Genomic DNA, 1,697 nt, shown 5'->3' with positions numbered 1-1,697 from the left:
TGGACAACTTTTCAAATTCATTTAATTCAACTATCAGGTCAAAGGAGTAGCGGATGAACATTTTGCCGATATCGTACTTTGTAAAAGGTGCGACCGGGATGTCCATAGCCAATTTGACCAATGCCTCGGGCAGATTTTGTCCTGCCGCCACAGCAAGGTAAACCCAGGCGGGAAGCCGGGGATTGATTTCTATCATGTAGAGTTCGTTCTTGGCGGTGCGGATGAGTTCGAGTTCCATGCCTCCCCGCCACTTGGTCTGGGAGATGATTTTATGGGTCAGTTCCATCATGGTAGGATCTTCCAGAGTGATCCCTCCCCATGCTTTTCCCTTGTCTGTGATATAGGTTTTGCGCATGGGCACTGCGCCTACCGTATTTCCTTTTCCGTCGCCGAGTGCTATCACGTTGACTTCTGTGCCACGGACAAATTCCTGGATGACAATGGGAAGCCCCCATTTGGCTGCGATTTTATTGAAATACAAGGCCACCTGATCCATGTCATAGGCGATGTAGGCATCATAGAATTTACCTTTGACTACGACCGGAAACTCAAACTTGTCCCGGATTTTCCTGAAGTCTTCAACACTCGTGACCGGCGCACTGTAGGGAACATTGACGCCATATTTTTTGCCGTATTCCGGAAGGTTGGATTTGTGTCTTTCTTCGAATTGCTGCAGGGTAGGGAGAAAAGTGCGGATGCCCATTTCCCGAAGGATTTTTTCGGATTTCATAAAGGTGAAAAGCTCCGAATCAAAATTGGGGATCAGCACATCGATCTTTTCTATCTGATGGATGTATCGGATTCTTTCCAGAAAAGGCTCTACACCATCGGAGGGGTAGGGGACTTTATAAGACTTGTCGACCAGGTCGTGCATGTAGGGGCCCGGCTCGAGGTTGTCATATACCAAGCCGATGATGCGTGCCTCAATGCTGTCGGAATCCCTCAGTCCCCTGACTACGGGAATCCCGGGCCCCGGACTGTCGATGTTGTTGAGTCCGGAAAGTGCAATGGTCAACTTAATCTTTTCCATCGGGTTCGGTAAGATGCAGTTGGTCCAAAGTGGCAACAAAGTCATAGAAATACCTCTCAAAACTGTCGCTGTCCACTTCATACTTTTCGGAGACAGTTTCCAGTATTTCCTTAAAATCCTTTCCGGATTTGATCAGTTGAACAATTTCCAGTCCACTTGGATTCAGTGAATAGGAATCTCCCGAACCCGGATCGAACACAAATCCCGAATCACTGATGGCGATGTTTTTCTTGATTTTTACCATGGTATTTTTGCAATTATTTTGCTTTAACCCAATAAATAAATTTACAAAAAACAGCATGGGTATATTATGACATTTATCACCCAATGGATATGTTTTACTTAGAAATCCTTTCTCTTGAATACTCTCATGGCGGCTGAAACAGGCAAAATCATCCAAATAAACATCACAGTTGAGGAAATCAGAATTCCCTTTGCCGAACCAAAGAAATCCTGAAAGAAAGCTCCGGTATAACCCATCAGCGCTGAAATATCCAACTGCATCAGCATGATGATTCTTCCCAAATCCACAGGATTCAAAAACACCAGGGCCAAAGTGGGTTTTTCCAAAGGATAGTCCGCCAAGCTATAGATCAGGTACAAGACAAATCCATCATAAACCAAAGAAAAATAGATCCAAAATGACAAGCTGATGCCGATGGCTTTG

2 protein-coding genes and 1 pseudogene are annotated in these 1,697 nt (G+C 45.1%); all 3 read right to left on the bottom strand.

Annotated features, from left to right (window positions below; genetic code table 11):
* On the bottom strand, positions 1–1,030 hold a 1,030-nt coding region (locus ACZFYI_RS20080), incomplete at its 3' end, for an ATP-grasp domain-containing protein (RefSeq protein ID WP_462525898.1).
* On the bottom strand, positions 1,017–1,274 hold the full coding sequence (locus ACZFYI_RS20075; RefSeq protein WP_462525897.1) for an HPr-rel-A system PqqD family peptide chaperone: 258 nt from the start codon (positions 1,272–1,274) through the stop codon (positions 1,017–1,019). The genes ACZFYI_RS20080 and ACZFYI_RS20075, both read right to left, overlap by 14 nt.
* Before the next feature lie 98 nt (positions 1,275–1,372).
* Positions 1,373–1,697: pseudogene (locus tag ACZFYI_RS20070) on the bottom strand (ABC transporter permease); the annotation flags it as partial.

The sequence above is a fragment of the Aquiflexum sp. genome (assembly GCF_977115555.1).
Note: the sequence above shows the minus strand (reverse complement) of the source record. Positions and strands in the feature narration are given on the sequence as shown.

Bases quoted from the DNA above. Each gene is read 5' to 3' on its own strand.
- ACZFYI_RS20075 (WP_462525897.1), bottom strand. From the start codon at position 1,274: ATGGTAAAAATCAAGAAAAACATCGCCATCAGTGATTCGGGATTTGTG.